17 protein-coding genes, 16 tRNA genes, 2 rRNA genes and 1 riboswitch are annotated in these 25,221 nt (G+C 47.5%); of the genes, 6 read left to right on the top strand and 29 right to left on the bottom strand.

Annotated elements, in window-relative coordinates; all coding sequences use genetic code 11:
* Positions 1–13 precede the first annotated feature (13 nt).
* The 5 genes from H1230_RS05705 to H1230_RS05685 all read left to right on the top strand — a co-directional run bounded on the left by H1230_RS05705 (position 14) and on the right by H1230_RS05685 (position 4,326).
* Positions 14–757 (top strand): hypothetical protein, encoded by a 744-nt coding sequence (locus H1230_RS05705; RefSeq protein ID WP_239714587.1) that lies wholly within the window; start codon positions 14–16, stop codon positions 755–757.
* Between the two features lie 16 nt (positions 758–773).
* Positions 774–1,055, top strand: coding sequence for a EutN/CcmL family microcompartment protein (locus H1230_RS05700; protein WP_239714586.1), 282 nt, complete (start codon positions 774–776; stop codon positions 1,053–1,055).
* A gap of 3 nt (positions 1,056–1,058) precedes the next feature.
* Entirely contained in the window at positions 1,059–2,873 is a 1,815-nt protein-coding gene (ade, locus tag H1230_RS05695) for an adenine deaminase (protein ID WP_239714585.1), read from the top strand.
* Between the two features lie 132 nt (positions 2,874–3,005).
* On the top strand, positions 3,006–3,689 hold the full coding sequence (locus tag H1230_RS05690) for a cyclase family protein (RefSeq protein WP_239714584.1): 684 nt from the start codon (positions 3,006–3,008) through the stop codon (positions 3,687–3,689).
* Positions 3,690–3,708: 19 nt separating this feature from the next.
* Positions 3,709–4,326: a DUF1989 domain-containing protein gene (locus H1230_RS05685; RefSeq protein ID WP_239714583.1), complete on the top strand. Its 618-nt coding sequence runs from the start codon at positions 3,709–3,711 to the stop codon at positions 4,324–4,326.
* A gap of 145 nt (positions 4,327–4,471) precedes the next feature.
* Here H1230_RS05685 and H1230_RS05680 read toward each other — a convergent pair whose 3' ends face one another.
* The 21 genes from H1230_RS05680 to H1230_RS05580 all read right to left on the bottom strand — a co-directional run bounded on the left by H1230_RS05680 (position 4,472) and on the right by H1230_RS05580 (position 14,968).
* Positions 4,472–5,032: a cysteine hydrolase family protein gene (locus H1230_RS05680; RefSeq protein ID WP_239714582.1), complete on the bottom strand. Its 561-nt coding sequence runs from the start codon at positions 5,030–5,032 to the stop codon at positions 4,472–4,474.
* A gap of 52 nt (positions 5,033–5,084) precedes the next feature.
* Complete coding sequence (allB, locus tag H1230_RS05675; RefSeq protein WP_239714581.1) at positions 5,085–6,497, bottom strand: allantoinase AllB; 1,413 nt, start codon at positions 6,495–6,497, stop codon at positions 5,085–5,087.
* Between the two features lie 117 nt (positions 6,498–6,614).
* Positions 6,615–6,717: riboswitch (purine riboswitch) on the bottom strand.
* 478 nt (positions 6,718–7,195) lie between these two features.
* Positions 7,196–7,274, bottom strand: a tRNA-Leu gene (locus tag H1230_RS05670).
* A gap of 20 nt (positions 7,275–7,294) precedes the next feature.
* Positions 7,295–7,368: transfer RNA gene (locus tag H1230_RS05665), tRNA-Cys, on the bottom strand.
* A 5-nt stretch (positions 7,369–7,373) separates the two neighbouring features.
* Positions 7,374–7,448, bottom strand: a tRNA-Gly gene (locus H1230_RS05660).
* Between the two features lie 8 nt (positions 7,449–7,456).
* Positions 7,457–7,530 (bottom strand) — tRNA-Gln (locus H1230_RS05655).
* Positions 7,531–7,552: 22 nt separating this feature from the next.
* Positions 7,553–7,625 (bottom strand) — tRNA-His (locus H1230_RS05650).
* Between the two features lie 44 nt (positions 7,626–7,669).
* Positions 7,670–7,745, bottom strand: a tRNA-His gene (locus tag H1230_RS05645).
* Positions 7,746–7,769: 24 nt separating this feature from the next.
* A tRNA-Trp gene (locus H1230_RS05640) sits at positions 7,770–7,843 on the bottom strand.
* Positions 7,844–7,848: 5 nt separating this feature from the next.
* A tRNA-Tyr gene (locus H1230_RS05635) sits at positions 7,849–7,934 on the bottom strand.
* Between the two features lie 5 nt (positions 7,935–7,939).
* A tRNA-Thr gene (locus tag H1230_RS05630) sits at positions 7,940–8,015 on the bottom strand.
* A 19-nt stretch (positions 8,016–8,034) separates the two neighbouring features.
* Positions 8,035–8,110 (bottom strand) — tRNA-Phe (locus tag H1230_RS05625).
* 15 nt (positions 8,111–8,125) lie between these two features.
* Positions 8,126–8,203, bottom strand: a tRNA-Asp gene (locus H1230_RS05620).
* Positions 8,204–8,207: 4 nt separating this feature from the next.
* Positions 8,208–8,284: transfer RNA gene (locus H1230_RS05615), tRNA-Met, on the bottom strand.
* Positions 8,285–8,317: 33 nt separating this feature from the next.
* A tRNA-Val gene (locus H1230_RS05610) sits at positions 8,318–8,393 on the bottom strand.
* A gap of 55 nt (positions 8,394–8,448) precedes the next feature.
* Positions 8,449–8,523, bottom strand: a tRNA-Glu gene (locus H1230_RS05605).
* 18 nt (positions 8,524–8,541) lie between these two features.
* A tRNA-Ser gene (locus tag H1230_RS05600) sits at positions 8,542–8,634 on the bottom strand.
* A gap of 5 nt (positions 8,635–8,639) precedes the next feature.
* Positions 8,640–8,715, bottom strand: a tRNA-Asn gene (locus H1230_RS05595).
* 66 nt (positions 8,716–8,781) lie between these two features.
* Positions 8,782–11,711: ribosomal RNA gene (locus tag H1230_RS05590) — 23S ribosomal RNA — on the bottom strand.
* A gap of 355 nt (positions 11,712–12,066) precedes the next feature.
* Positions 12,067–13,624, bottom strand: a 16S ribosomal RNA gene (locus H1230_RS05585).
* Together the 16S and 23S rRNA genes with 16 tRNA genes alongside form the textbook arrangement of a ribosomal RNA operon.
* Before the next feature lie 465 nt (positions 13,625–14,089).
* Complete coding sequence (locus tag H1230_RS05580) at positions 14,090–14,968, bottom strand: nucleotidyltransferase-like protein (protein WP_239714580.1); 879 nt, start codon at positions 14,966–14,968, stop codon at positions 14,090–14,092.
* A 127-nt stretch (positions 14,969–15,095) separates the two neighbouring features.
* On the opposite strand from H1230_RS05580, the gene H1230_RS05575 reads away from it, so the two are divergent.
* Positions 15,096–15,461 carry a YgzB family protein gene (locus H1230_RS05575; protein WP_154122449.1) on the top strand — a complete coding sequence of 122 codons (366 nt, stop codon included), beginning with the start codon at positions 15,096–15,098 and terminating at the stop codon, positions 15,459–15,461.
* Between the two features lie 68 nt (positions 15,462–15,529).
* Here the strand turns inward: H1230_RS05575 and H1230_RS05570 are convergent, their stop codons facing one another.
* The 8 genes from H1230_RS05570 to H1230_RS05535 all read right to left on the bottom strand — a co-directional run bounded on the left by H1230_RS05570 (position 15,530) and on the right by H1230_RS05535 (position 25,200).
* Positions 15,530–17,251, bottom strand: coding sequence for a glycosyl hydrolase family 18 protein (locus H1230_RS05570; protein WP_239714579.1), 1,722 nt, complete (start codon positions 17,249–17,251; stop codon positions 15,530–15,532).
* A gap of 260 nt (positions 17,252–17,511) precedes the next feature.
* Positions 17,512–17,943: a Fur family transcriptional regulator gene (locus H1230_RS05565; protein WP_239714578.1), complete on the bottom strand. Its 432-nt coding sequence runs from the start codon at positions 17,941–17,943 to the stop codon at positions 17,512–17,514.
* A 126-nt stretch (positions 17,944–18,069) separates the two neighbouring features.
* The gene (locus H1230_RS05560) at positions 18,070–19,980 is read right to left on the bottom strand and encodes a DUF4097 family beta strand repeat-containing protein (protein WP_239714577.1); all 1,911 of its coding nucleotides are present in this window, start codon (positions 19,978–19,980) and stop codon (positions 18,070–18,072) included.
* Between the two features lie 44 nt (positions 19,981–20,024).
* Entirely contained in the window at positions 20,025–20,495 is a 471-nt protein-coding gene (locus H1230_RS05555; protein ID WP_239714576.1) for a GNAT family N-acetyltransferase, read from the bottom strand.
* A gap of 91 nt (positions 20,496–20,586) precedes the next feature.
* The gene (gene gatB / locus H1230_RS05550; protein ID WP_239714575.1) at positions 20,587–22,020 is read right to left on the bottom strand and encodes an Asp-tRNA(Asn)/Glu-tRNA(Gln) amidotransferase subunit GatB; all 1,434 of its coding nucleotides are present in this window, start codon (positions 22,018–22,020) and stop codon (positions 20,587–20,589) included.
* A 31-nt stretch (positions 22,021–22,051) separates the two neighbouring features.
* A complete protein-coding gene (gene gatA / locus H1230_RS05545) occupies positions 22,052–23,509 on the bottom strand; it encodes an Asp-tRNA(Asn)/Glu-tRNA(Gln) amidotransferase subunit GatA (RefSeq protein ID WP_239714574.1) in 1,458 nt (485 codons plus the stop codon).
* Between the two features lie 28 nt (positions 23,510–23,537).
* Positions 23,538–23,825, bottom strand: coding sequence for an Asp-tRNA(Asn)/Glu-tRNA(Gln) amidotransferase subunit GatC (gatC, locus tag H1230_RS05540; protein WP_239714573.1), 288 nt, complete (start codon positions 23,823–23,825; stop codon positions 23,538–23,540).
* A 127-nt stretch (positions 23,826–23,952) separates the two neighbouring features.
* A complete protein-coding gene (locus H1230_RS05535; RefSeq protein ID WP_239714572.1) occupies positions 23,953–25,200 on the bottom strand; it encodes a DUF4179 domain-containing protein in 1,248 nt (415 codons plus the stop codon).
* Positions 25,201–25,221: the final 21 nt, after the last annotated feature.

The raw sequence follows: 25,221 nt of genomic DNA, 5'->3' as shown, positions 1-25,221 counted from the left end.
AACAATAGTCACCATGGACAGCCGGCATAGCACGGTTGCTGCAAATATCCTACTGGAGATGTCTTACGGCTCCAGAGCAGCAGAGTTAAATAAAGACTATCCCCGAGTCTTAACACTGCTGGCCAATCATTTTATCGGTATGGAGGATGGGTTCGCGGCTATTCGGAAGCTGGGGGCAAGCAACGTTAGATTACGGATATGGGTAGAGGAGAATCTGTTCAACACAATGGCCCTCGAAGAGATAGTAGCGCAGTCCGGAGTTGACGATATTATACTTCCCGCCAACTCCCTGCCCCCCTCTCCCTCCGAAGCAGATGCCCTATTCATACCCGTACTTTCACTATCCCTGTTGTCCCGTCTAACTCAATTGGATACCGGACATCCATTCGTACAATTAATAGTATTGGCTCTTTGTGCAGGAAAACCGGTCGCCGCTTTAACGCTAGGGGCAGAACCAGATCATTATCGTTGGGGTGAGCAGGGTCTCTCGCAGGCCAGTCCGCTTTTGAAAGAGCAGATGTTGGCTATGGTTAGTACAATAGAAGGCTTCGGCATTAAGCTGCTAGAACCGGATAAAGTGGGGAACTGGCTGTCCTCTGCGGAAGCACCACTCAAGAAACAGATACTAACCGCCGAGGATATCCGCTCAGCACGGAAGCTGGATAGAACAATCATTGTATTGAGCAGACATGCCGTAATCACTCCGCTTGCCGCAGATATGGCCAGAGAATATAGAATAGAGCTTCAATTTAAATAGAAGAGGTGACAATCACATGCAGCTGGGACTAATTATCGGATACGTCGTTGCAACTAGAAAGGATGAGACTCTGGTTGGTGCCAAACTACTGATCGTTCAGCCGATTCACCCGGACAATACACCTTCTGGAGCAACGATCGTTGCGGTCGATACGGTGGGAGCCGGAATTGGCGAAACGATCATCTTCGTAGTCGGCAGCGTGGCTTCACGAGCGACGTTACATCCGAATGCCCCTATAGATGCCGCTATTGTCGGTATTGTAGACAGCGTGGATTGCGCCAAGGCGGGAGGTTCATAACATATGCTAACGACAGATATCAAAGATGCGATTCAGCGGCGGCGGATGATTGATGTGCTGCTCTCCGACACTGTTCACGCCGACCTTGTACTTAAAGGCGGCTATATCATTAATGTAGTTACCCGGGAAATTTACGAAGGCGATGTAGCTATAAAAGGGGATCGCATTCTACTTGTAGGCCAAGCGGATAAGCTGATTGGTCCCTCTACCGTCATTGAAGAGATGCGCGGCAAATTCATAAGTCCGGGCTTTATTGATTCACATATGCATTTCGAAAGCGCGATGCTTACTGTAACCGAATTTTCCAAATTATCCATTCCAACGGGAACCACAACATTAGTAGCAGATCCGCATGAAATAGGCAATGTTCTGGGAGTGCCGGGAATGAAAGCGATGATCGAGGAAGCCAAAACCTTACCGAACCGTGTTCTTTTCACCGTACCCTGTCTCACGCCGGATGTGCCTGGTCTAGAAACTGCTGGTGCTGATATTAGCTCGAAGGATATGCAGGAACTGCTGAATGATGATCATGTACAGGGAATCGGAGAACTGCAGGGCTTCAGCAATGTTCATCCGGTATACCGCAATGCCCCCTATCTTATTGATGATCTGCTTGCCTCTGTTTCTTACGCCAAAGCTATTGGCAAAAGCATTGAAGGCAACGCCCCCGGCTTATTTGGCCGCGAGCTTGCCGCCCATATCATATGTGGAGGTGGCCATGTCTCCTGCCATGAGACAACGACGAAGGAAGAAATGATGGAGAAGCTGCGTTACGGGGTCAGTGTATTTATGCGCGAAGGCTCTTCCCAGCGCAATATGGCTGAATGCATCCGGGCCATTACTGAGGAGGGAATGGATTCACGACGAGCCATCCTCGTCTCCGATGATATGGTTCCTGAGGATCTGCTGAAATACGGGCATATGAATGATATTGTCCGCAGAACCATTGCCGTAGGTATAGATCCAGTAGAGGCCATCCAAATGGTCACCATTAACCCGGCTACACATTTTGGCTTCGATGATATCGGCCTGCTCGCCCCAGGTAAAAAAGCCGATATCGCCGTAATCAGCGATTTAACCCAGATGAAGATCGCTCAAGTCTATATAAGCGGAGTCAAAATCGCCGAGAACGGCGAGCTCACCCGGGATATCCCCTCCTATATTTATCCCGCTTCTGTCAAAAATTCCGTTAAGCGTAAACCCGTCAAACTGGAGGACCTGCAAATTTCTGCTGAAGGCGCTCATAACACCGTTCAGATCCGGACCATCGAGGTTATTCCAGATCAAAACCTGACCGGAGCCGGAATCTATATCGCTTCCGTCAAGGATAATGTCGTCTTGCCTTCGGTCGCAGACGACCTTCTTCCCCTGCTCGTAGTCGAACGTCATGGACGCAGCGGCAAGATCGGTAAAACCTTTGTTCGCGGTATGACGCTTAAAGTAGGAGCGATCGCCGAGAGCGTAGCCCATGATACGCATAACATCATTGTCACAGGCACTAACTATGCAGATATGGTAACCGCCGTGAATCGGGTTATTGCCATGGACGGAGGCATCGCCATGATTGCAGGGGGCAAAGTTGTAGGGGATCTGCCGCTGCGCATTGGTGGGCTAATGACTGACGAACTGACAGGCAAGCAGATGAGCAGTCGGATTACCGAGCTGCATCAGCTAGCCCGTGAGGAGCTAGGATGCAGCCTGCATGTACCATTTATGCATCTTTCTTTCCTCTCACTAGTCACCAGCCCGGCGTGGAAAATAACCGATATCGGCCTGATTGATGCCGATGCCTTCACCGTGCTGCCAACACTCGCTTAAGGCTAGGTTACTGAACTAGTTTTGCGATCTAGGAAGCTTTTGCTATCAAAACTAAGCCTATGCTTCCGAAGTAGTTTTATTGCGAAGATTCTCAGGTAGCAGCGCTCCATAAAACTTTTAAGAGGTGACGAAATGGGCATTCAGGTTGTAGATCTCTCACAGGAAATCTATCAGGGGATGCCGGTCTTCCCTCCGCATCAGAAGACCATGATCTTCCCCAATATGAGTCATGCAGAGAGTAAACACAAACTCGGCTTCGAATTTGCTACCAATAATCTGCTCATTAATGAGCACGGTCCCACCCATAGCGATGCCATCTACGAATATGATCCACAGGGACAGACGATCGATGAAATGCCGCTGGAATATTTTTATGGACCGGCCATCTGTTTGGATGTCTCCCATATCTCGCCGGATAGCTACATTACCCGCCAGGATCTGGAACAGGCCTTACAAAAAGGTTATCTCCATCTCGACAAAGGGGATATCGTGCTGCTGTACACCGGTCATTATAACCGCGCTTACGGGACAGAGGAATGGTTGACCCGCTACACAGGATTAGATTATGAGGCAGCGGAATGGTTAGCCAAGCAAGGTATCGTAAATATCGGCGTAGATGCCCCTTCCATCGATAATCCGAATGATCCACGTTTCTCTGGACATTTAATCTGTCGGGAATACGCAATGACCAATACCGAAAATTTATGCAACCTCGATAAAATAGCGCAGAAACGCTTTCTGTATTTTGGGCTTCCGCTCAAAATCCGCAAAGGCACTGGTTCCCCTATCCGAGCTGTGGCCGTGTTCATAGAATAAAGAAATTGGGTGAATAACAGTGAGAAACGAAATTGTAGTTGAGGAAATCATCGTACCTGCGTATGAAGGAAGAAGTGCGCGGGTACGCAAAGGGCAGACGCTCTATATCATAGATGTGGAAGGCAAGCAGGTAGGTGATTTTGTCTGCTTTAATGCGGAGAATCCAGAGGAGCATGTGTCGCCAGTTCATATGAGATCGTCGCTCAGCAGCATCAGACTCAAAGAAGGTGACGGCCTTTACAGCAATTACCGCAGACCCCTTATGCAGATGACCAAAGATACCGTTGGTCGGCATGACTTCTTTTTTCCAGCCTGCGACTATTATCGCTATAAGGTTGATTTTGGATTGGAGGAGCATCCCAACTGTCATGACAATTTACAAAAAGCGCTCGGTAAATACCAGCTTGGCCATAAAGAAATCCCTGACCCCATCAACTGGTTCATGAATAACTCCCTCGACGAGAACTTGGATTATGTGATTGAAGAACCTTTGTCCAAGCCGGGTGATTATGTCGCCTTGCTTGCCCTCACAGATGTGATCGTAGCCCTCTCCTCCTGTTCACAGGACCTCGCGCCTGTTAATGCCTACAACGTAACCGCGCTCAAAATGCAGATCACAGAATCAAAGCCCGTATAACTCGGGTATTGTAGCACGTTCCGTCGGCGTTAAGCTATATGAACAATTGGCAACTTTCTTATAATTAGGAAAAAGCTCCTGCACCGCCGGGATAATCCGTCGCCACAGGAGCTTTCTCTAAACCCTCATACGCAATCTGAATTCCTTAGCCTCTCACAACAGTGTTCCTTGCTTTATATTCCTCAAGTGTTAGGACTTCTCCAAATATACCGATATCCCGCAGGCCAGATACATGCATATCTTCATCCTTTGAAGCGCAGCAGTCGCTGATACACATCACCTTATACGTATGATACATCGCGTCTGATGCTGTAGACCGGACGCATACATTTGTCCATACGCCAGTAACTACTACAGTATCAATGCCCTCTTCACGAAGGAATAGGTCCATATCCGTGTAGCTAAAGGCGCTATGTCGTCTTTTTTGCACAATATAATCGCCTTTGTCGATCTGCGGAGTCAGACTCGGTATGAAGTCGGAACCCCAGGTTCCTTTGATCGCATGAATCGGTCTTACTCTGAAATCCGCATCGTTCTTTCGATGAGCTTCCTGTACAAAGATGATCTGGATATCATTCTCACGGCTGAATTCGATTAATTCCTGCAGCGCCGGCACAATCTTCTCGCCATTTGGGCAACAGAGTGCACCTTCCGGGCTGATAAAATCATTTAACATATCAATAATAACTACGGCGTGTTTGCCCATAGCAGTCACGTTCCTCTCAAGTGTATCTCATTAATGTTCCAGCAAGATCTGCTTAATATTTTAACAAGCGCGGAAGTTCACTAATGGTCTGGCGTTTCACGAACTCACCGTATCCAGGTTTACCTACCACACCCAGTTCATCATCATAAACCAACGTGCCTCTGACAATCGTCTTGTCAACTTTACCTTTAAGCTTCATGCCGTGAAAAGGAGTATATTTCGGTTTACAGTGCATTTTGTCCTTATCAAGCGTCCATTCCTTCTCCAAATCTACGATTGTAAAATCGGCGTCTGCTCCAATTTCGATAGCCCCTTTTTTGGGGTACAGACCATAATGAACTGCCGGATTGGTGCACAGCACCTCTACCAGCCGTGAAAGGCTTAATCTGCCTTTATTAAAGCCTTCGCTGATCATGATTGGAACCAATGTTTCAACACCTGGTATCCCTGGAAAAGAGGTCCAGACATCCATTCCTGGAGCATCCTTTTCAGTGGCGATCTCATAAGGTGCATGGTCAGTGGCCATGAAATCAACGGTTCCATCAACCAGACCTTGCCACAAGGCTTCATTGTCTTCTGTACGGCGCAAAGGAGGAGCAATCTTCGCAAATGCCTCGAACTCAGTCATCGAGTCAACAGCGTTCAGCGTCAAGTAATGCGGGCAAGTTTCCGCTGTCACTTTAAGCCCTTTAATCTTTGCTGCCTTAATCAGTTCATTACCTGCAGCAGTACTCATGTGCACAATATGCAGACGGGCTCCTGACTCCTCAGAGAAGCTTATACCAAGCTGAATTGCAGCTTTTTCCGCCAAAATCTTACGTGCTTCCGCCCATGCGGGATAATCCATGCGTCCTTCTTTTTTCAACTTGTTCGTGTAGAAATCACAAATCGCAAAATTCTCGGCATGAATACCGATCGGCATTCCTGTTTCAGCCACAGCATAGAAGGCTTCCAGCATTTCCGGGTCAGTTACACGCGGATAGGTGGGAACAGACGGGGTCATATACACCTTAAAGGCTACGACACCCTCTGCCGCCTGCTCTTTAACGATGTTCAAAACATCGTTCCGCACATCTTCGCCGGTAACTCCTCCCCACATCGCATAGTCGATAACTCCCTTACCTTCCAAGGCGTTAAGCTTATTGTGCAAATTATCTACCGAACGGACCGAAGGCACGCTACAGCAAGGCATGTCGATAATGAGTGTAACTCCTCCCGCCGCTGCGCTGCTTGTTCCAGTAACGAAGTCTTCGCGATGAGTAAATCCAGGGTCATTAAAATGTGTATGTGAGTCAATAACACCCGGCAGCACCAGCATTCCTTTAGCGTCAATAACCTCTGCATTCCCAGCGTCAATATCTTTGGCAAACCCAACGATAATCCCTTTATCCACCAGAATATCAGTCAATACCTGTCTGTCACCTTGGGGAATACTTGCATTCTTAATTATCAATTTATAACTCATCGATACACACCTCTTCTTTTATATTGTAATTTTAAGCACAACAAAAAACCCCGGGTCACAAAAGGTATACGATAGAAATATACGTTCCCAAGCACAATTCTGCACGGTGAACAGCAATCTCAAGCCTATACCTCTTGTAGCCTGGGGCAATTTACGGTCGCCTGGTCGAAACGCTCAAACCAATCAATGAGCTTATACAAGAGCCTATTTTGTTAACCCATTTACTCGGGAGTAAATAAGTTTAATGTAATGTTTATTGACACAATCTAAAGGATAAAACTCCTTCAATACCTATATCATACCATCTCAAGGTCTAACGTCAATATTGAAAACTGTATTGTCAAAGAAAAGTCGAAATTGATGTTATGTAATATAACTCAATTTTCCGTGCAGCATTAATTGAGAGAGCGGTCTCTTCTATTAAGTTATTATTAAAATATTAATTCAGAACACAAATCATTGATGCAGCAACAAAATTCGCTTCCAATTCTTCTGCTTAGTTAGAAATTTTGTAATCTAGAACAACTTTGATGTACGAGATATTACTTATTCATTAAAATATTTATCGATCTGCAGCGACAATAGTCACTTCCACGCCTTCAATTAATTATCTAAATAGAGCTTCTCAAAAAGCCTGAAATGAGAAAAAGGTGTAAAAGATCGCTTTTACAAGCAAATCTTTTACACCTTTTTCATGATACCGGCGAGAGGACTCGAACCTCCACGGTCTCCCACTCGATTTTGAGTCGAGCGCGTCTGCCATTCCGCCACGCCGGCATATATACATAAAAATAACTTGGAGGCGCCACCCAGAATCGAACTGGGGATAAAGCTTTTGCAGAGCTTTGCCTTACCGCTTGGCTATGGCGCCACAAATGGAGCGGACGACGGGAATCGAACCCGCGACCCTCGCCTTGGCAAGGCGATGCTCTACCGCTGAGCCACGTCCGCAAAAAAAATGGCTGGGGATATAGGAATCGAACCTATGATGACGGAGTCAAAGTCCGTTGCCTTACCGCTTGGCTAAACCCCAATGTAAATTTAAAAGTAAAAAGGGCGACCGATGGGTCTCGAACCCACGAATGCCGGAACCACAATCCGGTGCGTTAACCACTTCGCCACGACCGCCATACAATACTTAATCAATCTCCAATAGTTCATTTTAAAGAAAATGGGGCGACCGATGGGTCTCGAACCCACGAATGCCGGAACCACAATCCGGTGCGTTAACCACTTCGCCACGACCGCCATATTTAACTTCAAAAATTGTATTGGCAGGGGCAGCAGGAATTGAACCCACACCAACGGTTTTGGAGACCGTTGTTCTACCCTTAAACTATGCCCCTAAAACTGGTGGAGGATGATGGATTCGAACCACCGAACACTCACGTGAGCAGATTTACAGTCTGATGCGTTTGGCCACTTCGCTAATCCTCCAAGGATGGTGCCGGCGAGAGGACTTGAACCCCCAACCTACTGATTACAAGTCAGTTGCTCTACCAGTTGAGCTACACCGGCGTATTGCTGTGTAAAAATATGGTGGCTCGGAACGGAATCGAACCGCTGACACGAGGATTTTCAGTCCTCTGCTCTACCGACTGAGCTACCGAGCCATATACAATTAAAAATGGCGGAACCGACGGGATTCGAACCCGCGATCTCCTGCGTGACAGGCAGGCATGTTAGGCCAACTACACCACGGTTCCAAATTGGTTGCGGGGGCAGGATTTGAACCTGCGGCCTTCGGGTTATGAGCCCGACGAGCTACCGGGCTGCTCCACCCCGCGTCATTAGCTATACAGCTAGATTGTGTAATAATATGGTGGAGGCTGAGGGGTTCGAACCCCCGACCCTCTGCTTGTAAGGCAGATGCTCTCCCAGCTGAGCTAAGCCTCCATAATAGAACAATTGTTATCATACCAAATTTCACGAAGTAAAATCAAGTGAAAAATGGTGACCCGTATGGGATTCGAACCCATGTTACCTCCGTGAAAGGGAGGTGTCTTAACCCCTTGACCAACGGGCCTTAGTCTTAATAAATATATGGCGGAGAGAGAGGGATTCGAACCCTCGAGACGCTTGTGGCGCCTACACGATTTCCAATCGTGCTCCTTCGGCCAAACTCGGACACCTCTCCATATGTGGCTCCCCGAACAGGGCTCGAACCTGTGACAACTCGATTAACAGTCGAGTGCTCTACCAACTGAGCTATCAGGGAAAATTCATACAGGCTTGAATCGCCTGAAAACTGAATCCGAATCGAATCTGCGTTTCTTGCTTGTTTGTGGATAAGCCCTCGACCGATTAGTATTGGTCAGCTCCATGCATTGCTGCACTTCCACCTCCAACCTATCTACCTCGTCGTCTTCAAGGGGTCTTACTAATTGGGAAATCTCATCTCGAGGGGGGCTTCACGCTTAGATGCTTTCAGCGCTTATCCCGTCCGTACGTAGCTACTCAGCCATGCTCCTGGCGGAACAACTGATGCACCAGCGGTACGTCCATCCCGGTCCTCTCGTACTAAGGACAGCTCCTCTCAAATTTCCTGCGCCCACGACAGATAGGGACCGAACTGTCTCACGACGTTCTGAACCCAGCTCGCGTACCGCTTTAATGGGCGAACAGCCCAACCCTTGGGACCTACTTCAGCCCCAGGATGCGATGAGCCGACATCGAGGTGCCAAACCTCCCCGTCGATGTGGACTCTTGGGGGAGATAAGCCTGTTATCCCCAGGGTAGCTTTTATCCGTTGAGCGATGGCCCTTCCATGCGGTACCACCGGATCACTAAGTCCGACTTTCGTCCCTGCTCGACTTGTAGGTCTCGCAGTCAAGCTCCCTTATGCCTTTGCACTCTACGAATGATTTCCAACCATTCTGAGGGAACCTTGGAACGCCTCCGTTACTCTTTAGGAGGCGACCGCCCCAGTCAAACTGCCCGCCTGACACGGTCCCCGTACCCGATGAGGGTACTAGGTTAGAACCTAGATACGATCAGGGTGGTATCCCAACGTCGCCTCTGCAGAAGCTTGCGCTCCTGCTTCTCTGGCTCCCACCTATCCTGTACAGATCGTACCCAAATTCAATATCAAGCTGCAGTAAAGCTCCATGGGGTCTTTCCGTCTTGTCGCGGGTAACCTGCATCTTCACAGGTATTAAAATTTCACCGGATCTCTCGTTGAGACAGCGCCCAAGTCGTTACGCCATTCGTGCGGGTCAGAATTTACCTGACAAGGAATTTCGCTACCTTAGGACCGTTATAGTTACGGCCGCCGTTTACTGGGGCTTCGGTTCACAGCTTCGGGTTTAACCCCTAACCGCTCCCCTTAACCTTCCAGCACCGGGCAGGCGTCAGCCCGTATACTTCGCCTTACGGCTTCGCACAGACCTGTGTTTTTGCTAAACAGTCGCTTGGGCCTTTTCACTGCGGCCCCCTCGGGCTATTCACCCTACCGAGGCACCTCTTCTCCCGAAGTTACGAGGTCATTTTGCCGAGTTCCTTAACGAGAGTTCTTCCGCGCGCCTTAGAATTCTCTTCTCGCCTACCTGTGTCGGTTTGCGGTACGGGCACCTTCTCCTGGCTAGAGGCTTTTCTTGGCAGTGTGAGATCATGACCTTCGCTACTACAATTTTCGCTCCCCATCACAGCCCAGCCTTAACGATGTGCGGATTTGCCTACACATCAGCCTCACTGCTTAGACGGACACTTCCATCAGTCCGCGTCACTACCCTCCTGCGTCACCCCATCGCTCATAGCGGATTACGGTGGTACAGTAATTTCAAACTGTTGTCCTTCGACTACGCCTTTCGGCCTCGCCTTAGGTCCCGACTTACCCTGAGCGGACGAGCCTTCCTCAGGAAACCTTGGGCTTTCGGCGGATCAGATTCTCACTGATCTTTTCGTTACTCATACCGGCATTCTCACTTGTATACGCTCCAGCACTCCTCACGGTATACCTTCAACGTATATACAACGCTCCCCTACCCCAGATACAATGTATCTAGCCATAGCTTCGGTGGTGTGTTTAGCCCCGTTACATTTTCGGCGCAGAGTCACTCGACCAGTGAGCTATTACGCACTCTTTCAATGGTGGCTGCTTCTAAGCCAACATCCTGGTTGTCTGTGCAACTCCACATCCTTTCCCACTTAACACACACTTGGGGACCTTAGCTGATGGTCTGGGCTGTTTCCCTTTCGACAATGGATCTTAGCACTCACTGTCTGACTCCCGGTAATAAGTATATGGCATTCGGAGTTTGACTGAGCTTGGTAACCCTTGCGGGCCCCGCACCCAATCAGTGCTCTACCTCCACTACTCTTATACCGAGGCTAGCCCTAAAGCTATTTCGGGGAGAACCAGCTATCTCCGAGTTCGATTGGAATTTCTCCGCTACCCCCACCTCATCCCCGCATTTTTCAACATGCGTGGGTTCGGGCCTCCAGTGCGTGTTACCGCACCTTCACCCTGGACAGGGGTAGATCACACGGTTTCGGGTCTACGCCCCCATACTCTATCGCCCTATTCAGACTCGCTTTCGCTGCGGCTCCGGCTTCTCACCTTAACCTTGCATGGTAAACGTAACTCGCCGGTTCATTCTACAAAAGGCACGCCATCACCCATAGATCGGGCTCTGACTTTTTGTAAGCACACGGTTTCAGGTTCTATTTCACTCCCCTTCCGGGGTGCTTTTCACCTTTCCCTCACGGTACTGTTTCACTATCGGTCGCCAGGTAGTATTTAGCCTTAGCAGATGGTCCTGCTGGATTCATACGGGGTTTCACGTGCCCCGCACTACTCGGGATCCGTCTCGGAGAGAACACAGTTTAGGCTACAGGGCTTTTACCTCTATCGCGGGCCTTTCCAGACCTCTTCGCCTACCATATTCCTTTGTAACTCCATGTGAGACGTCCCACAACCCCTAAGAGCAAGCTCTTAGGTTTAGGCTGTTCCGCGTTCGCTCGCCGCTACTGACGGAATCACTATTGTTTTCTCTTCCTCAGGGTACTTAGATGTTTCAGTTCCCCTGGTCTGCCTCTACATACCCTATGTATTCAGGTATGAGTAACTGTGCATTACCACAGCTGGGTTTCCCCATTCGGACACCCCCGGATCAAAGCTTGCTTACAGCTCCCCGAGGCAGTTTCGTTGTTCGCCACGTCCTTCGTCGGCTCCTGGCGCCTAGGCATCCTCCGTGTGCTCTTATTAGCTTAACCAATGCTCCAGTGTTTCGCTTGTTCACTCATCTTGTTTTGAATGTTGCTACCGGATCACTCCGTTCGCAGATCATTCAAAGCCAAAAGTCGTTTCACCATCGAAAACCTTCGCTAAGCCATAATACACTTTCGCTCGTTTACACAAGCGACAGATAAAATGTTCTAAAACGCAAATTCGTTTCGGTATCCAGTTTTCAAGGATCAAGGTTTTGTTCGTCCTTACAGACAAAACAAAATTGAGAGCTTCAACTCTCAAAACTGAGCAACGAGTGAGTGTGTGCAAACCCTAAGGGTTCACTAGAAGCCTTGCGGCTTCTGTTCGAATGTTTCCGTTACAGGAAACGATTCTCCATAGAAAGGAGGTGATCCAGCCGCACCTTCCGATACGGCTACCTTGTTACGACTTCACCCCAATTATCTACCCCACCTTCGGCGGCTGGCTCCCTTGCGGGTTACCCCACCGACTTCGGGTGTTGTAAACTCTCGTGGTGTGACGGGCGGTGTGTACAAGACCCGGGAACGTATTCACCGCGGCATGCTGATCCGCGATTACTAGCAATTCCGACTTCATGCAGGCGAGTTGCAGCCTGCAATCCGAACTGAGACCGGCTTTGTTGGGATTCGCTCCACCTCGCGGTTTCGCAGCCCTTTGTACCGGCCATTGTAGTACGTGTGTAGCCCAGGTCATAAGGGGCATGATGATTTGACGTCATCCCCACCTTCCTCCGGTTTGTCACCGGCAGTCTGCTTAGAGTGCCCACCATAATGTGCTGGCAACTAAGCATAAGGGTTGCGCTCGTTGCGGGACTTAACCCAACATCTCACGACACGAGCTGACGACAACCATGCACCACCTGTCTCCTCTGTCCCGAAGGCCGCCGCTATCTCTAGCGGATTCAGAGGGATGTCAAGACCTGGTAAGGTTCTTCGCGTTGCTTCGAATTAAACCACATACTCCACTGCTTGTGCGGGTCCCCGTCAATTCCTTTGAGTTTCAGTCTTGCGACCGTACTCCCCAGGCGGAGTGCTTACTGTGTTAACTTCGGCACCAAGGGTATCGAAACCCCTAACACCTAGCACTCATCGTTTACGGCGTGGACTACCAGGGTATCTAATCCTGTTTGCTCCCCACGCTTTCGCGCCTCAGCGTCAGTTACAGCCCAGAAAGTCGCCTTCGCCACTGGTGTTCCTCCACATATCTACGCATTTCACCGCTACACGTGGAATTCCACTTTCCTCTTCTGTACTCAAGCCACCCAGTTTCCAGTGCGACCTCAGGTTGAGCCCAAGGTTTAAACACCAGACTTAAATAGCCGCCTGCGCGCGCTTTACGCCCAATAATTCCGGACAACGCTTGCCCCCTACGTATTACCGCGGCTGCTGGCACGTAGTTAGCCGGGGCTTTCTTCTCAGGTACCGTCACTCTTATAGCAGTTACTCTATAAGACGTTCTTCCCTGGCAACAGAGCTTTACGATCCGAAAACCTTCATCACTCACGCGGCATTGCTCCGTCAGGCTTGCGCCCATTGCGGAAGATTCCCTACTGCTGCCTCCCGTAGGAGTCTGGGCCGTGTCTCAGTCCCAGTGTGGCCGTTCACCCTCTCAGGTCGGCTACGCATCGTCGCCTTGGTGAGCCGTTACCCCACCAACTAGCTAATGCGCCGCAGGCCCATCCCTCAGCGACAGATTACTCCGTCTTTCATCCTCTTCCCAGGTGGGAAAAGGAATTATCCGGTATTAGCTACCGTTTCCGGTAGTTATCCCAGACTATGGGGCAGGTTGCCTACGTGTTACTCACCCGTCCGCCGCTAAATCCTGTTGAAAGCAAGCTTTCAACAAAACTCCGCTCGACTTGCATGTATTAGGCATGCCGCCAGCGTTCGTCCTGAGCCAGGATCAAACTCTCCAATTTGTATTGAAAAGAGCGATTGCTCATTTTGAAACCTCTGACGAGAATTTACATTCTCAACCGACAAGTTTACTCCAGCATAAATGCCGTGAAACTCATCTTCTTTTGGATTTCACTTTCGTAAAATCCCACTCACTTGTTGTTCAGTTTTCAAAGATCAAGTTCTCTCTTCATGTCATTGCTGCGTCTCAGCAGCGACCTTTATAATATATCACAGCACCTTTGTTTTAGTCAACCTTTTTTTAATTCCTTTTTTTCGGTTAACTTCCCATTGCTTTTGAAGCAATTCGTCGTTTCAGAGGCACGAGTTATAATTTAACACATCATCTAGGAATGAGTCAACTATAATATTCGCTACAAATTCTATAGCTCACTTTTATAAGGTATAAACAAAAAAAGAGAGTGCTCAGACTCTCCCTATCCTAAACATTTTATCTCTATTTTATTCTATTTATTTAAAGCATGTAACTACAATGTATAACGAATAGTATGTCCATCTTCATCCGCAGAATCGGCCCAAAATGTTATTTCTCGGACTAGCGAACGGGACACCAGCTTGCGTAAGACCAGTGGCAATTCCGCTTCCAGGTGGCTCAGGCCCGAGTGTTGCAGCAACTCTTTTATACTCCATGGCTCTTTACGTCCGTTTAGAAGCTTAAGAAGCATTGTACAGCAATCAGCCATTTTGGACATAATTGCAAATTCGCAAGCCAGCAACACAAGTTCTACTCTTTGCTCCAGCGTTTCTGTACTAATCGTTAATTCTTCATACAATTTATGAACTGAAGTATTGAGACTCTTTAATTGCTCCCATACCGCCGGATCCGGAAAGCGCCCACCTTCACCCACTTCAATACGGGCCCAATGGTATAAAGCCATTAATATACAGTTATAAGCATCCATAATGCAGCCTGCATCTAGATATCGTTTGGATTTCACGTACATATGCAAAAAACGGGCAAATTCCATAAAAAGCACCCGTTCTTTAAGCGGCCCGTCAAAGTGTAAGATCTCCTGCCGCATATCCTTCAGTATTTCTTTAGGGTCCCAAATTAATTCGCCCGCCATCAGACTGGTTATGAGTTCATTATTATCACCTGCCATAACAGCCCGCTCCAAAGCGGAAAGGCCCACATGCAGCGTTTGAGTGCGCTTCGCACCAGCAATGGTGTGAGTGACAATGTGTTGCTGCTCCAACTCCGCGTGCAGCACCAATACCACCATATCAAATTCATGAAGAAGCACGCTTTGGTATGGTGCGTTACCATTCCGCCGTAAAGCGACAGCCCCTAGAACATTCTCATCAAACGTTTCTCCACTTAATAAGGTCATATTGGACAGTTCCATGCTTCCCTCCATCAAATTTGGCGATTTTGCGTCCATTCAGTTATAATTCACTTAATAATATTATTCTACAAATTGATACAAATTCCTTCTGGTAAATCCAACTATATTTAGTTAGGAGTAAATACTCATGAAGTTTAAATCGGCCAAAATCAATGCTTTCCGTACATGGGGATTACTGCTTACAATGTTTGGAATGGGCCTTATGATTTTTGGGACTGCAGGTATCGTATTTTGGGGTTCCGCAGGCAAAGTATTTGCCGCGATTGGACTCGTTATCGGTCTAATCACTATGATGGCCAGTCTTGCCATTTATTTCTGGGCTGGCATGTTATCAACCAGTGCTGTACAAGTAGAGTGTCCTGAATGTCATAAGCTGACCAAAATACTCGGTAAAACCGACCGCTGTATGTTCTGTCATACCATTCTCACTCTTGATCCTGCGCAGGCAAATATTACAGCTGAGCAGCTTGAAAAACAGCAACTGAAGCATTAATACAATATCAGTCTAAAACTAAGGGGCTCCCACGATGGGAGCCCCTTAGTTTTGTGTATGTGAATATATTATTTCTGAATTTCTTTCAAAGCTTCCCAAGCATCCTGAATGGCGAAGTTGCGGTTCCAGGCTCCGATCCCTCCAAGTCCTAAAGACTGGGCCAACTCAACTCTCGCCTTAAGAGATACCTTATCCTCTATCCATATTTTACGTAGAATACCATCTTCCTTATACTCTATATAATTCTGCCCTGTATCCTTATCAAGTGTTGGCTTAAGCTTCTTATCAGTAAGGATTTCTTGGACAGCCTTCATGCCGACAGCCTTGGAGCTTACCTTCGTCTTGCCCTTCGCCTCAGTCTCCGACCAGATGCGTGTATACAATGGGACACCGAGAATCAGCTTCTCAGGCGCTACACCGTCTTCTTCTATAATACGGCTGAGGGAGCTTTCCACCCAAGGTAGTGAAGCAACTGAGCCCGCAATAGGACTGGATGCCCAGTGTTCATCGTAGGCCATGACAATTAGAAAATCAGTCACTGTTGCTAGTGCTCTCCGGTCAAGAAATAAGGACCACATCTCACTATTGGATTTAGGTGTAACATCCATTGAGACGATCAAATTCTTCGCTTGAGCCATGGGTTTCAGTTCCCGCATAAATTGCGTGACATTCTCTCCATCTTTGGTGTACACATTCTCAAAATCAATATTAATTCCGTCCAGTTCGTATAAATCAGCGTACTTCAGCATCTGTACAATGGTGTTCATCCGATTCTCATAGCTGGATAACGCACCAGTAGTCAAATCGGATTCAAAACTATTGCTCAGTAAGCCCCAGACCTCCATACCTTGGTTATGAGCCCATTTTACATAGGTAGTATCGCCCTTACTCCGTACATTCCCCTTAACATCAATAATGCTAAACCAGGTTGGGCTAACGACATTCACTCCCGGCAGCTTCCCTATTGAATCCGGATCAGGCTTGCGTTCATAGACAGCCTCGAAGAACAGGTTAACCGCCTTCCCCTTCCAGCTCCGTTCAGCCCGCGTTGGAGTGGAAGGCTTCTGTTCCACAGTCTTTTGACCATCAAGGGCTATCGAGCTTGCCTTGACATAGCCTGTATAGCCATTGCTCATCTGAACATACAACCAGTCCTTATTATCCCCGTTCCAGACTCTCACAACTGCACCCGGAGACATATTAGCTACAATTGGCGCATGGATCGATGCCTCACTGCGCAAAGCCTTCGCCTTGTCGCCCTTCTCTCCCTTTACCTTACCAAGCGGTACAGACTCTCCAGCGGTCATTAAGAGAACAGCACCTGTTTCTGTATCTTCTTGTACCTCGAACCCATACAGGTCCTGCAAGGTGTCTGCAGGAAGATACGTTACCGTGCCCTTTTCTTCAGGAGCAAGACGCAGTTGCAGCGGTTTATTGTTCAGGCTCGCATCTTTCGAATCCTCCTGCATATACAAAAGACTGGTATCTGTTGATAGAATGACAGACTTGGTTTCCTCTTCATAACGAATAGATGAATCTACATATTTCTGCAATAGCGGAAGTGGCAAAAGCAAGCTATCACCTGTACCCGAGGCTGAAAAACCAGTAAGTTCCCCTTTTACAAAGATAGGATGTTCCAAACCTTTCCAATCAGGGTCAATATGCAGTCGGTTTGGCAATACGTAAAAGACAATCCAGTAAGCTGCGGCTGCAACGATCAAAAGTCCAAGCAGGCGGCGAAAAAGACGTCCGCGCTTGTTGACACGTCTTTGTCTCTGTCTTCTGTTCAAGATATATATCCTCCAGATCGTAGCTGAATTTAAAATAGAAAGGGTATTTGCCGACCTTAAATATACGCTTGTATAACCTGTTTGGTTTCGCATAACCCAAATAATTGGCAGTTAACGCTCAGAAACAGCTGTGATTTAAAAATAAATAACGTGAGTCCTCCGTCTTCGGATTCCGCACGTTATTAATAGTTGAACAATATGTCCTATAGACAGAATACACGGTGCAACAGGACCTACGCCATTCTGTTATTCTGTCCCTCTTAATGCTGCTTATCTCTGCAAGACTTACATATTCCGTAAAGTTCCATCCGTAATCCATTAATCTTAAAGCCTGTAGCTTGCTCCGCACGAAGCTCCACATCATGAAGTGATGGATAGCTGAAATCTTCAATCTTACCGCATACCTGGCAGATCACATGATAATGATCAGACACATTGGCGTCGAAACGGCTGGAGTTATCACCGTAGGTCAACTCGCGGACCATACCGGCTTCCATGAACATTTTTAGATTGTTATATACGGTTGCTACGCTCATACTCGGAAACTTCGGCTCTAACGCCCGGTAAATATCATCCGCCGTAGGATGATTCATAGCTTCCATTAAATACGTAAGAATCGCATGACGCTGGGGCGTAATACGGACACCGGTTGTCTTCAATTGTTCCAAAGCATGTTGTACGCCACTACCCATCAATGCCACCGCCTTCTTTTAGAAAACATAATATTAACTCTACTTTTAATTGTAAGACCGGTCTTTGAACGTTGTCAACGAGGTCCGTACATTATATTCATTATTATATAATAAAAATTACTTATTTCAATATTTCATCACATTTAAACTACTGTTTCCTTCAATATGGACTTTGTGCTCTCCATTTCCAGCTTCCCCAGAGATCGTCTTTTTATCAATAAGCAGTCCTGGGTAATCAGAAACGATATCGCCATATCCACTGGAACCTTCCACCTTATAATCTCCAACCAAAGGTAAAAAGACGCTGATATCGCCAACCGCACTGTAAATATCCCAATCTCCTCCAAGTAAATCCGAGCGCACATTAATTCCGCCATTCAGCGATTCTGCTTGCAGATTCGTTCTGGCTCCATCGACCTTCAAATTTCCATTCTTACTGGAAATATCCACTTTATCCCCATTATTGATTGCACTTACATTACCAACAGCTGTCGACAACTTGAGGGCGCCCGTTACATCCCAGGCATTCATATCGCCGCCACTCGTTGAAAGGTCAACACTTCCTTGAACCCCTCTAGCCCGCACAGCCCCGTTTAGTGTTTTTCCTTTAACCTCACCTAATATGCGATGCAGAATAAGCTGCCCATTTCCGGTTTCCAGTGAGATATTCTCAATTGCTTCCACGTTTTGCAAGGTAATACCACCATTCATGGTCCTAATTTCCAGATTAAATCGACGGTCCTCCGGAAGAGAAATATCCAAATTCATGCGTGGCTGGCGTTTGCCGGAATCCCCGTATGCCTTGCCCTGGGGGGTAATCTTGATGGTTGATCCTGGTGTAACATCAACAAAGGACTGGTCCGAGATCGCTTCAGCCATAACTCCCTTTAGTTGATCGACCCAGACTGTAGTCACGATCTCAATATCCTCTACCGGAGCACGATGTACTAAAATATCACCGTTGATGCCATCGATCGATATTTTGGCCGTATCCAGTTCAACAGGAATAATTAATGGCGCTTTCTGAAACTTGCTGCCTTCTGCCTCACCGTAGTCAACTGCTGCTGCAGTCAGGTTAAGACTGACTCGATTCCACAAATGCAAGTAATGTTCTTGCTCGGCTACGATAAATATGCTAGCTGCTAATAATATGGCAGACAGTAATCCGCGCAAATCCAGTCTGGTTCTGGCTCCTGTTACGCTCGAATTCGAACGGCGACGGTTGAAAAAGAATATTAGCAGGTACTCAATTCCCCATAGCACTGGTATAATCGGCCACCACTTCAGAAGCAGAAGCGTAAGATCAGTTCCCTCTCGCCAATCCAGATACAAGGGAACTCCGACACCAATAAGCAGCAGGGACGCCGTAAATCTACCGACTCGACGGTTACGACGTTCGGCGTTCTTACGCCGGAGAAATCCTCTAGCAATCTCTCTAGCTCCAAGCAATAAGCCAAAGCACACTAAAGCTGCTGCAGTTGCCGCTTCTGCATAATGCTCAATAAAGAACTGCAGCCATTCTGGCTTTGTTCGAAAAAGAAAGAGCAGAACTCCTCCTAGTAGCAGCATCAGCCCAAACGAAATGCCCGGTTCGCTAACCAATCTATGCCGTTTTATATCCGTCTTATTTACTATCAGAATTTCAGAATCTTGATCCTCAGGGAAACGAAGAATCCGGTCTGCGGATTGCAGCACGTCGAACACATTGTAGAAATATAGTGCCGGAATCAGCAGTGCAAGTAAAATAAGCAATGGAACATTAATCTGCATCCCTATTGAGGAGAAATAGAGTAATGCTGCGATATCCAGCAGAATAAGAAAAATAAATGAAATCCCTTTGCGAAGAAGCCCGAAATATAGATGCCCACTGCCAGGAATGATCGCTGCCAGTAATCCGGCAATAAATTTGCGTTTGCGGGTACGTCTCTTCAGACGCGGCGGTATTAGTTGAGTTTGAGATTCGGGATCTCTAGACTCCGGCTCGACAGGATCATGCTGGTCTTCCTCTATTGGTAGCATTGTGGGTTCATCTTTCATTTTAGGACTCCTCCTTTCATAAATGGGGGTATAAGCCTCGTTGTTCAATGTGTACCACTCCGATGAAATTCAATTAATTCCACCCCAGGAGCCACTTCCTCCAGTCCAACGGCAACAAATCCGTGTTTGGTGTATAAAGTAACTGCCGGGATATTCAGTTTGCCAGTAGATACTATAAACTGCTCCATTTCGTCATAGTGCTTGAAGACATATTCTAAGAGATTGCCTGCCACTCCTTTGCGAAAATGGTCCGGCCCAACCATCATCCGGGTAATGGTCAGTTTCCCCGGCGACTCTTCCTCTGTGGCAACAGCTCCCATCAGTTCGCCGTTACTATCGAAACAGCCATAGAATTCCTCTTTAACGTGTCTCAGCATGTCTCTGGTCTCCAGCAGCGGCGGTATCTCATGGAATCCTATAAGCTCCGCTTCCAGACGGTAGGCCTTATGCTGAAGGCTCCACAGCTCGTTAACAGTACTATCATCCTGCAAGTTTAGTTTCACAATTGTATTCATCCGCACATTCCCCTTATATACTACGAAGAGCCTGCCGTTGCCGACAAGCCCTAAGCTTATGTTACTAAAGTATATACCCTAAAATTAAGAATTAGCTGTTTAGCACCTCAGCCAGCAACTTATTCGCGAGGCCCGGGTTAGCTTTTCCTTTACTTTCTTTCATAACCTGTCCAACAAGGAAACCAATCGCTTTCTGTTTCCCAGCCTTATAATCTTCTACAGATTGCGGATTGGCCGCTACGACCGCTTCTACAATCCCTTTGATCGCACCCTCATCGCTGATCTGAACCAATCCCTTATCCTCTACGATTGCCCCTGGCAAATTCCCGTTCTCCAGCATCTCCTTGAAGACAATCTTGGCAATTTTGTTACTGATAGTTCCGCTTGCAATCAGACCAATCATCTCACCCATTCCTTGGGGAGTAATCTTTACTTGCGAAAGTTCCAGATTGTTGCTATTCAGATAGGCCAGCAGTTCACCTGTAATCCAGTTAACCACAGCTTTGGCATCCTGCGTGTAGGCAAGACTTCCCTCAAAGAAATCTGCGAGCAGCTTGGAGGATGTTATTACACCAGCATCATATGCTGTGAGGCCATATTCCTCACTGTAACGAACCTGGCGTGCATCAGGAAGTTCTGGAATGGTAGCGCGGATTGATTCCTTCCATGTATCTTCAATATGCAGTACAATCAGATCCGGGTCCGGGAAATAACGATAGTCATGAGCCTCTTCCTTACCGCGCATGGATAAGGTTTGGCCTCCAGCTTCATCCCAGCGGCGTGTTTCTTGTATAACAATTCCGCCATCATCCAATATTTCGGCTTGGCGGATCTGTTCATATTCTAAACCGCGCAGTACTCCACGGAATGAATTCATATTCTTAAGTTCTGCACGAATACCGAACTCTTCCCGTCCTTCGGGACGCAGGCTGATGTTCGCATCGCAGCGCATCGAACCCTCTTCCATCTTGACATCGGATACGTCACAGTACTGCATAATAGCCCGAATCTTCTCCAAATAGGCACGTGCTTCCTCCGGGGAGCGCAAATCAGGCTCGGATACGATCTCAATGAGTGGAGTTCCAACCCGGTTGAAATCGACGAGCGAAGCAAACCCGCCATCAACATGGGTCAGCTTACCGGCATCTTCCTCCAAATGAAGACGTGTGATACCGATTCGTTTGATTTCTCCGTTCACTTCAATATCAATCCAGCCATTCAGGCCGATTGGTTGATCATACTGCGAAATTTGATAAGCCTTCGGTGAATCAGGATAAAAGTAATTTTTGCGGTCGAATTTACTGACATCACCGATAGTACAATTCAGCGCCATTGCTGCTTTCATCGCATATTCTACCGCCTGGCGGTTCAGCACCGGTAGGACGCCGGGATGTCCCAGACAGACAGGACAGGTGTGTGTATTAGGCGGAGCGCCAAATTCAGTGGAGCAGCCGCAAAAAATTTTGGACTTCGTATGAAGCTCCACATGAACTTCCAGTCCGATGACCGTTTCGTATTTAGACATAAGTAATTCCAGTCCCTCCTTCAATAGCTTATTACAGCTGTGGACGCTGCTTGTGGTGATCTGTATTTTGTTCAAAGGCATGCGCGACGCGCAGAACCGTGCTCTCATCAAATTCCTTACCGATAATTTGCAGACCGACAGGCAAACCTTCAGCAAATCCGCAAGGAACACTAACGGCAGGGATACCAGCCAGGCTGACTGGAATAGTAAGAATATCGTTCAAATACATGGTTAGCGGATCTTCAGTCTGCGAACCCAGCTTGAAGGCTGTTGTTGGCGCGGTTGGACCGATAACTACATCATATTTCTTGAATACTTCATCAAAATCCTGCTTAATTAAAGTCCGCACCTTCTGCGCTTTCAAATAATAAGCATCATAGTAACCGGAGCTGAGCGCATAAGTACCCAACATAATGCGGCGCTTAACCTCGGGTCCAAAACCTTGGCTGCGAGAGTTATGGTATAAATCAAGCAGGCCACCACCATCATCTGCACGTACACCGTAGCGTACGCCGTCAAAGCGAGCCAGATTGGAGGAAGCTTCCGAAGAAGAGAGTAAATAATACGCCGCTACCGCATATTCGGTATGAGGCAGGGAGACTTCCTCCCAGACTGCGCCAAGACCTTCCAGTACTTTAAGTGCAGACAGTACGGTCTCACGAACGGAAGAGTCTACTCCCTCGCCCAAGTATTCTTTCGGCACAGCGATGCGCAGCCCGGAGACATCACCGGTGAGCGCACTCAAATAATCAGGAATATTTACTTTAGCCGAGGTGGAGTCCTGGGCATCGTATCCGGCAATGGCTTGCAGCACATAAGCAGAATCTTCTACATTACGCGTAACCGGGCCAATCTGATCAAGTGAGGAAGCAAAAGCTACCAGACCGTAGCGTGATACTAGTCCGTAAGTCGGCTTGAGGCCAACAACACCGCAGTAAGAAGCAGGCTGACGGATCGAACCGCCCGTATCAGAGCCTAGGGCAAATAGCACTTCACCGGCAGCAACTGCCGCAGCCGATCCACCACTGGAGCCGCCTGGAACACGCTGCAGATCCCACGGATTGCGAACAGGTCCGAAGCTGGAGTTCTCGTTGGAGCCACCCATAGCAAACTCATCCATATTCAGCTTGCCAATGGTTACTGCATCGGCCTGCTGCAGCTTGCTGGCAACAGTAGCATCATATACTGGCTGGAAGTTCTTCAAGAATTGGCTGGCACAAGTCGTGCGTAGTCCCTTGGTAACAATATTATCTTTAATCCCGGCAGGAAGACCAAACAACAACCCACGCGCGCCTCCGGAAGCCAGCTTCTCATCCAAGGCACGGGCCGTAGCCCGAGCCCCCTCTTCATTTAGCGTCAAAAATGCATGGACCTTCTCGTCCCGCTGTGCAATGACAGCAAATGATTCTTCAGTCAGCTCGCTGACAGATATCTCTTTGTTATGCAGCATGTTATGTATTTCAGGTAAGCGATATTGAAACAAGCTCAAAATTCTTCCTCCTCTCAATTGATATTAATTATTCCAGTACAGCAGGAACCTTGAAATGCCCATCTTCATGTTCTGGTGCGTTAAGCAATGCATCCTCTTGGGAAAGGCTCTCCTTCACGACATCGTCACGCATGACGTTGCTAACCTGCAATACTTGCGTAGTTGGTTTCACATTGTCGGTGTCCAGTTCATTTAATTTCTCGGCATATTGTAAAATAGCATTCATTTGTTCTGTAAAAGTAGCCTCTTCTTCCGGGCTTAATTGCAGGCGGGCCAGCTTGGCCACATGCTGCACATCTTTTGTGGTAATACTCATCAATATATCCCTCCAGTGTAAAGGGCTAAAGTGCCCGGATAACGTTTCTAATTATATTGTAGAAGCCTCGACAATTCAATGATGGCTTGAATTCAGGATAAATCCGGATGACTCCGAATGCATTCAATCAATGGACAGGAATTGTCATTTCTAGCTGTGGAATGTATTCCACTACCGGAAATCCGCTACTGTCCAGCAAATTTCGCTTCTCCCTGCCAGTGCCAACATATTTGTAAAGATACGTTTTGACGATAATGAATTTCACATCATGCTCCAATGGCGCAACATTGACATCTGATACAAGGCTGTACTTGACCGTGTTGTCTTTGTTAACCGACTCAGACCAGCCGCCCCCTCCATTAACCATTTCTAGCCGCTTGCCTTTATCATCGCATATTTCATGGTTCAGTCCCAGATTTTGTCCTTGTAAATAGGAAGTGGGGAAGCCTGCCACGGCTTGGTCATTAATCCTAATCTGAGTGGTGGATGGCGCCAAAGTTACCTTCTGGACCGTGGTCGTTACCCTATTGTAAGTGCGGCTCTGCTTGGGCTGCAGCACAACATTGTGGCTGGTATCCTTTTTCACGGGAATGTCTAATATAAACTCGTCATCAGGCATCCCGGTCAATTTGGTCTTTATCGTCAATTGAAACTGATCCGGCAGAATTAAGCCGCCCTCCACATAGGTTTTCTCCGCAAAAAGCACAAGCATAGATTGTTCATCAGAACCAGACATTATTATAGGTGAAATACTGTGCTTGAAGGAATCTTCTTCGTTATCGTCCGGGTTAAGCGGTTTGCCGTCAATGAATATTTGAAGATCATAGCTTTCACCAGTATCCTCAATTGTATTAAAAATGGGTTTGCCGTCCGCAGCGGTCTTTGATGTCCCATCTGAATTCAGGCGCAAGCCCTGAAACGATCCCGTAAACTCTCCGCCGGATCGTTTCAACGCCACGGATAGCCGTGTCCCATCATAAATAACCTCGTTTGCGGCAATCTTGATCTCATCAATCTGATCACTAACGTTAACTGCTGTAGTTAAGCCTTTTTGGCTCGCCAGCCTGAGTCCCAAATCTCCCGCCATTTCAAAAATGCTATTTACGAAAGGAATACGTCCCAGCGTATTAGCCATTGCCGGAGAAACGAAGCTGCTTCCGAGTAAAATAATTCCAAAGATAATAGCTGCTATAAAACCTTTCAGAGTCTGCTTAAGCATTTGCTGTCTATGTTGAGGAGTCTTTATCTTTAAGTGGTCCAGCATGGCATAGGTTTGGTCCTGACGCTGACGAATCATCTGGGGAAGCTCATCAAGCATAGGAATTTCGATACTTTTCAACCGTTGCTCCAATTGTTCCAATTCTCTACGTTTCATTTTTTTCGTCCTTTCCAGATT

Origin of the sequence: Paenibacillus sp. 19GGS1-52 (genome assembly GCF_022369515.1) — a bacterium.
Classification (GTDB): domain Bacteria; phylum Bacillota; class Bacilli; order Paenibacillales; family Paenibacillaceae; genus Paenibacillus_AQ.
The sequence above is the reverse complement of the archived record's forward strand: the minus strand, read 5'-3'. Positions and strand labels throughout refer to the sequence as shown.

Bases quoted from the DNA above. Each gene is read 5' to 3' on its own strand.
- H1230_RS05700 (WP_239714586.1), top strand. From the start codon at position 774: ATGCAGCTGGGACTAATTATCGGATACGTCGTTGCAACTAGAAAGGAT.
- H1230_RS05705 (WP_239714587.1), top strand. From the start codon at position 14: ATGGACAGCCGGCATAGCACGGTTGCTGCAAATATCCTACTGGAGATG.
- gatC (WP_239714573.1), bottom strand. From the start codon at position 23,825: ATGAGTATTACCACAAAAGATGTGCAGCATGTGGCCAAGCTGGCCCGC.
- H1230_RS05575 (WP_154122449.1), top strand. From the start codon at position 15,096: ATGAAGTTTAAATCGGCCAAAATCAATGCTTTCCGTACATGGGGATTA.
- H1230_RS05555 (WP_239714576.1), bottom strand. From the start codon at position 20,495: ATGAATACAATTGTGAAACTAAACTTGCAGGATGATAGTACTGTTAAC.
- H1230_RS05535 (WP_239714572.1), bottom strand. From the start codon at position 25,200: ATGAAACGTAGAGAATTGGAACAATTGGAGCAACGGTTGAAAAGTATC.
- H1230_RS05565 (WP_239714578.1), bottom strand. From the start codon at position 17,943: ATGGGTAGTGGCGTACAACATGCTTTGGAACAATTGAAGACAACCGGT.
- H1230_RS05690 (WP_239714584.1), top strand. From the start codon at position 3,006: ATGGGCATTCAGGTTGTAGATCTCTCACAGGAAATCTATCAGGGGATG.
- H1230_RS05680 (WP_239714582.1), bottom strand. From the start codon at position 5,032: ATGGGCAAACACGCCGTAGTTATTATTGATATGTTAAATGATTTTATC.
- H1230_RS05580 (WP_239714580.1), bottom strand. From the start codon at position 14,968: ATGGAACTGTCCAATATGACCTTATTAAGTGGAGAAACGTTTGATGAG.
- ade (WP_239714585.1), top strand. From the start codon at position 1,059: ATGCTAACGACAGATATCAAAGATGCGATTCAGCGGCGGCGGATGATT.
- gatB (WP_239714575.1), bottom strand. From the start codon at position 22,020: ATGTCTAAATACGAAACGGTCATCGGACTGGAAGTTCATGTGGAGCTT.
- H1230_RS05560 (WP_239714577.1), bottom strand. From the start codon at position 19,980: ATGAAAGATGAACCCACAATGCTACCAATAGAGGAAGACCAGCATGAT.
- allB (WP_239714581.1), bottom strand. From the start codon at position 6,497: ATGAGTTATAAATTGATAATTAAGAATGCAAGTATTCCCCAAGGTGAC.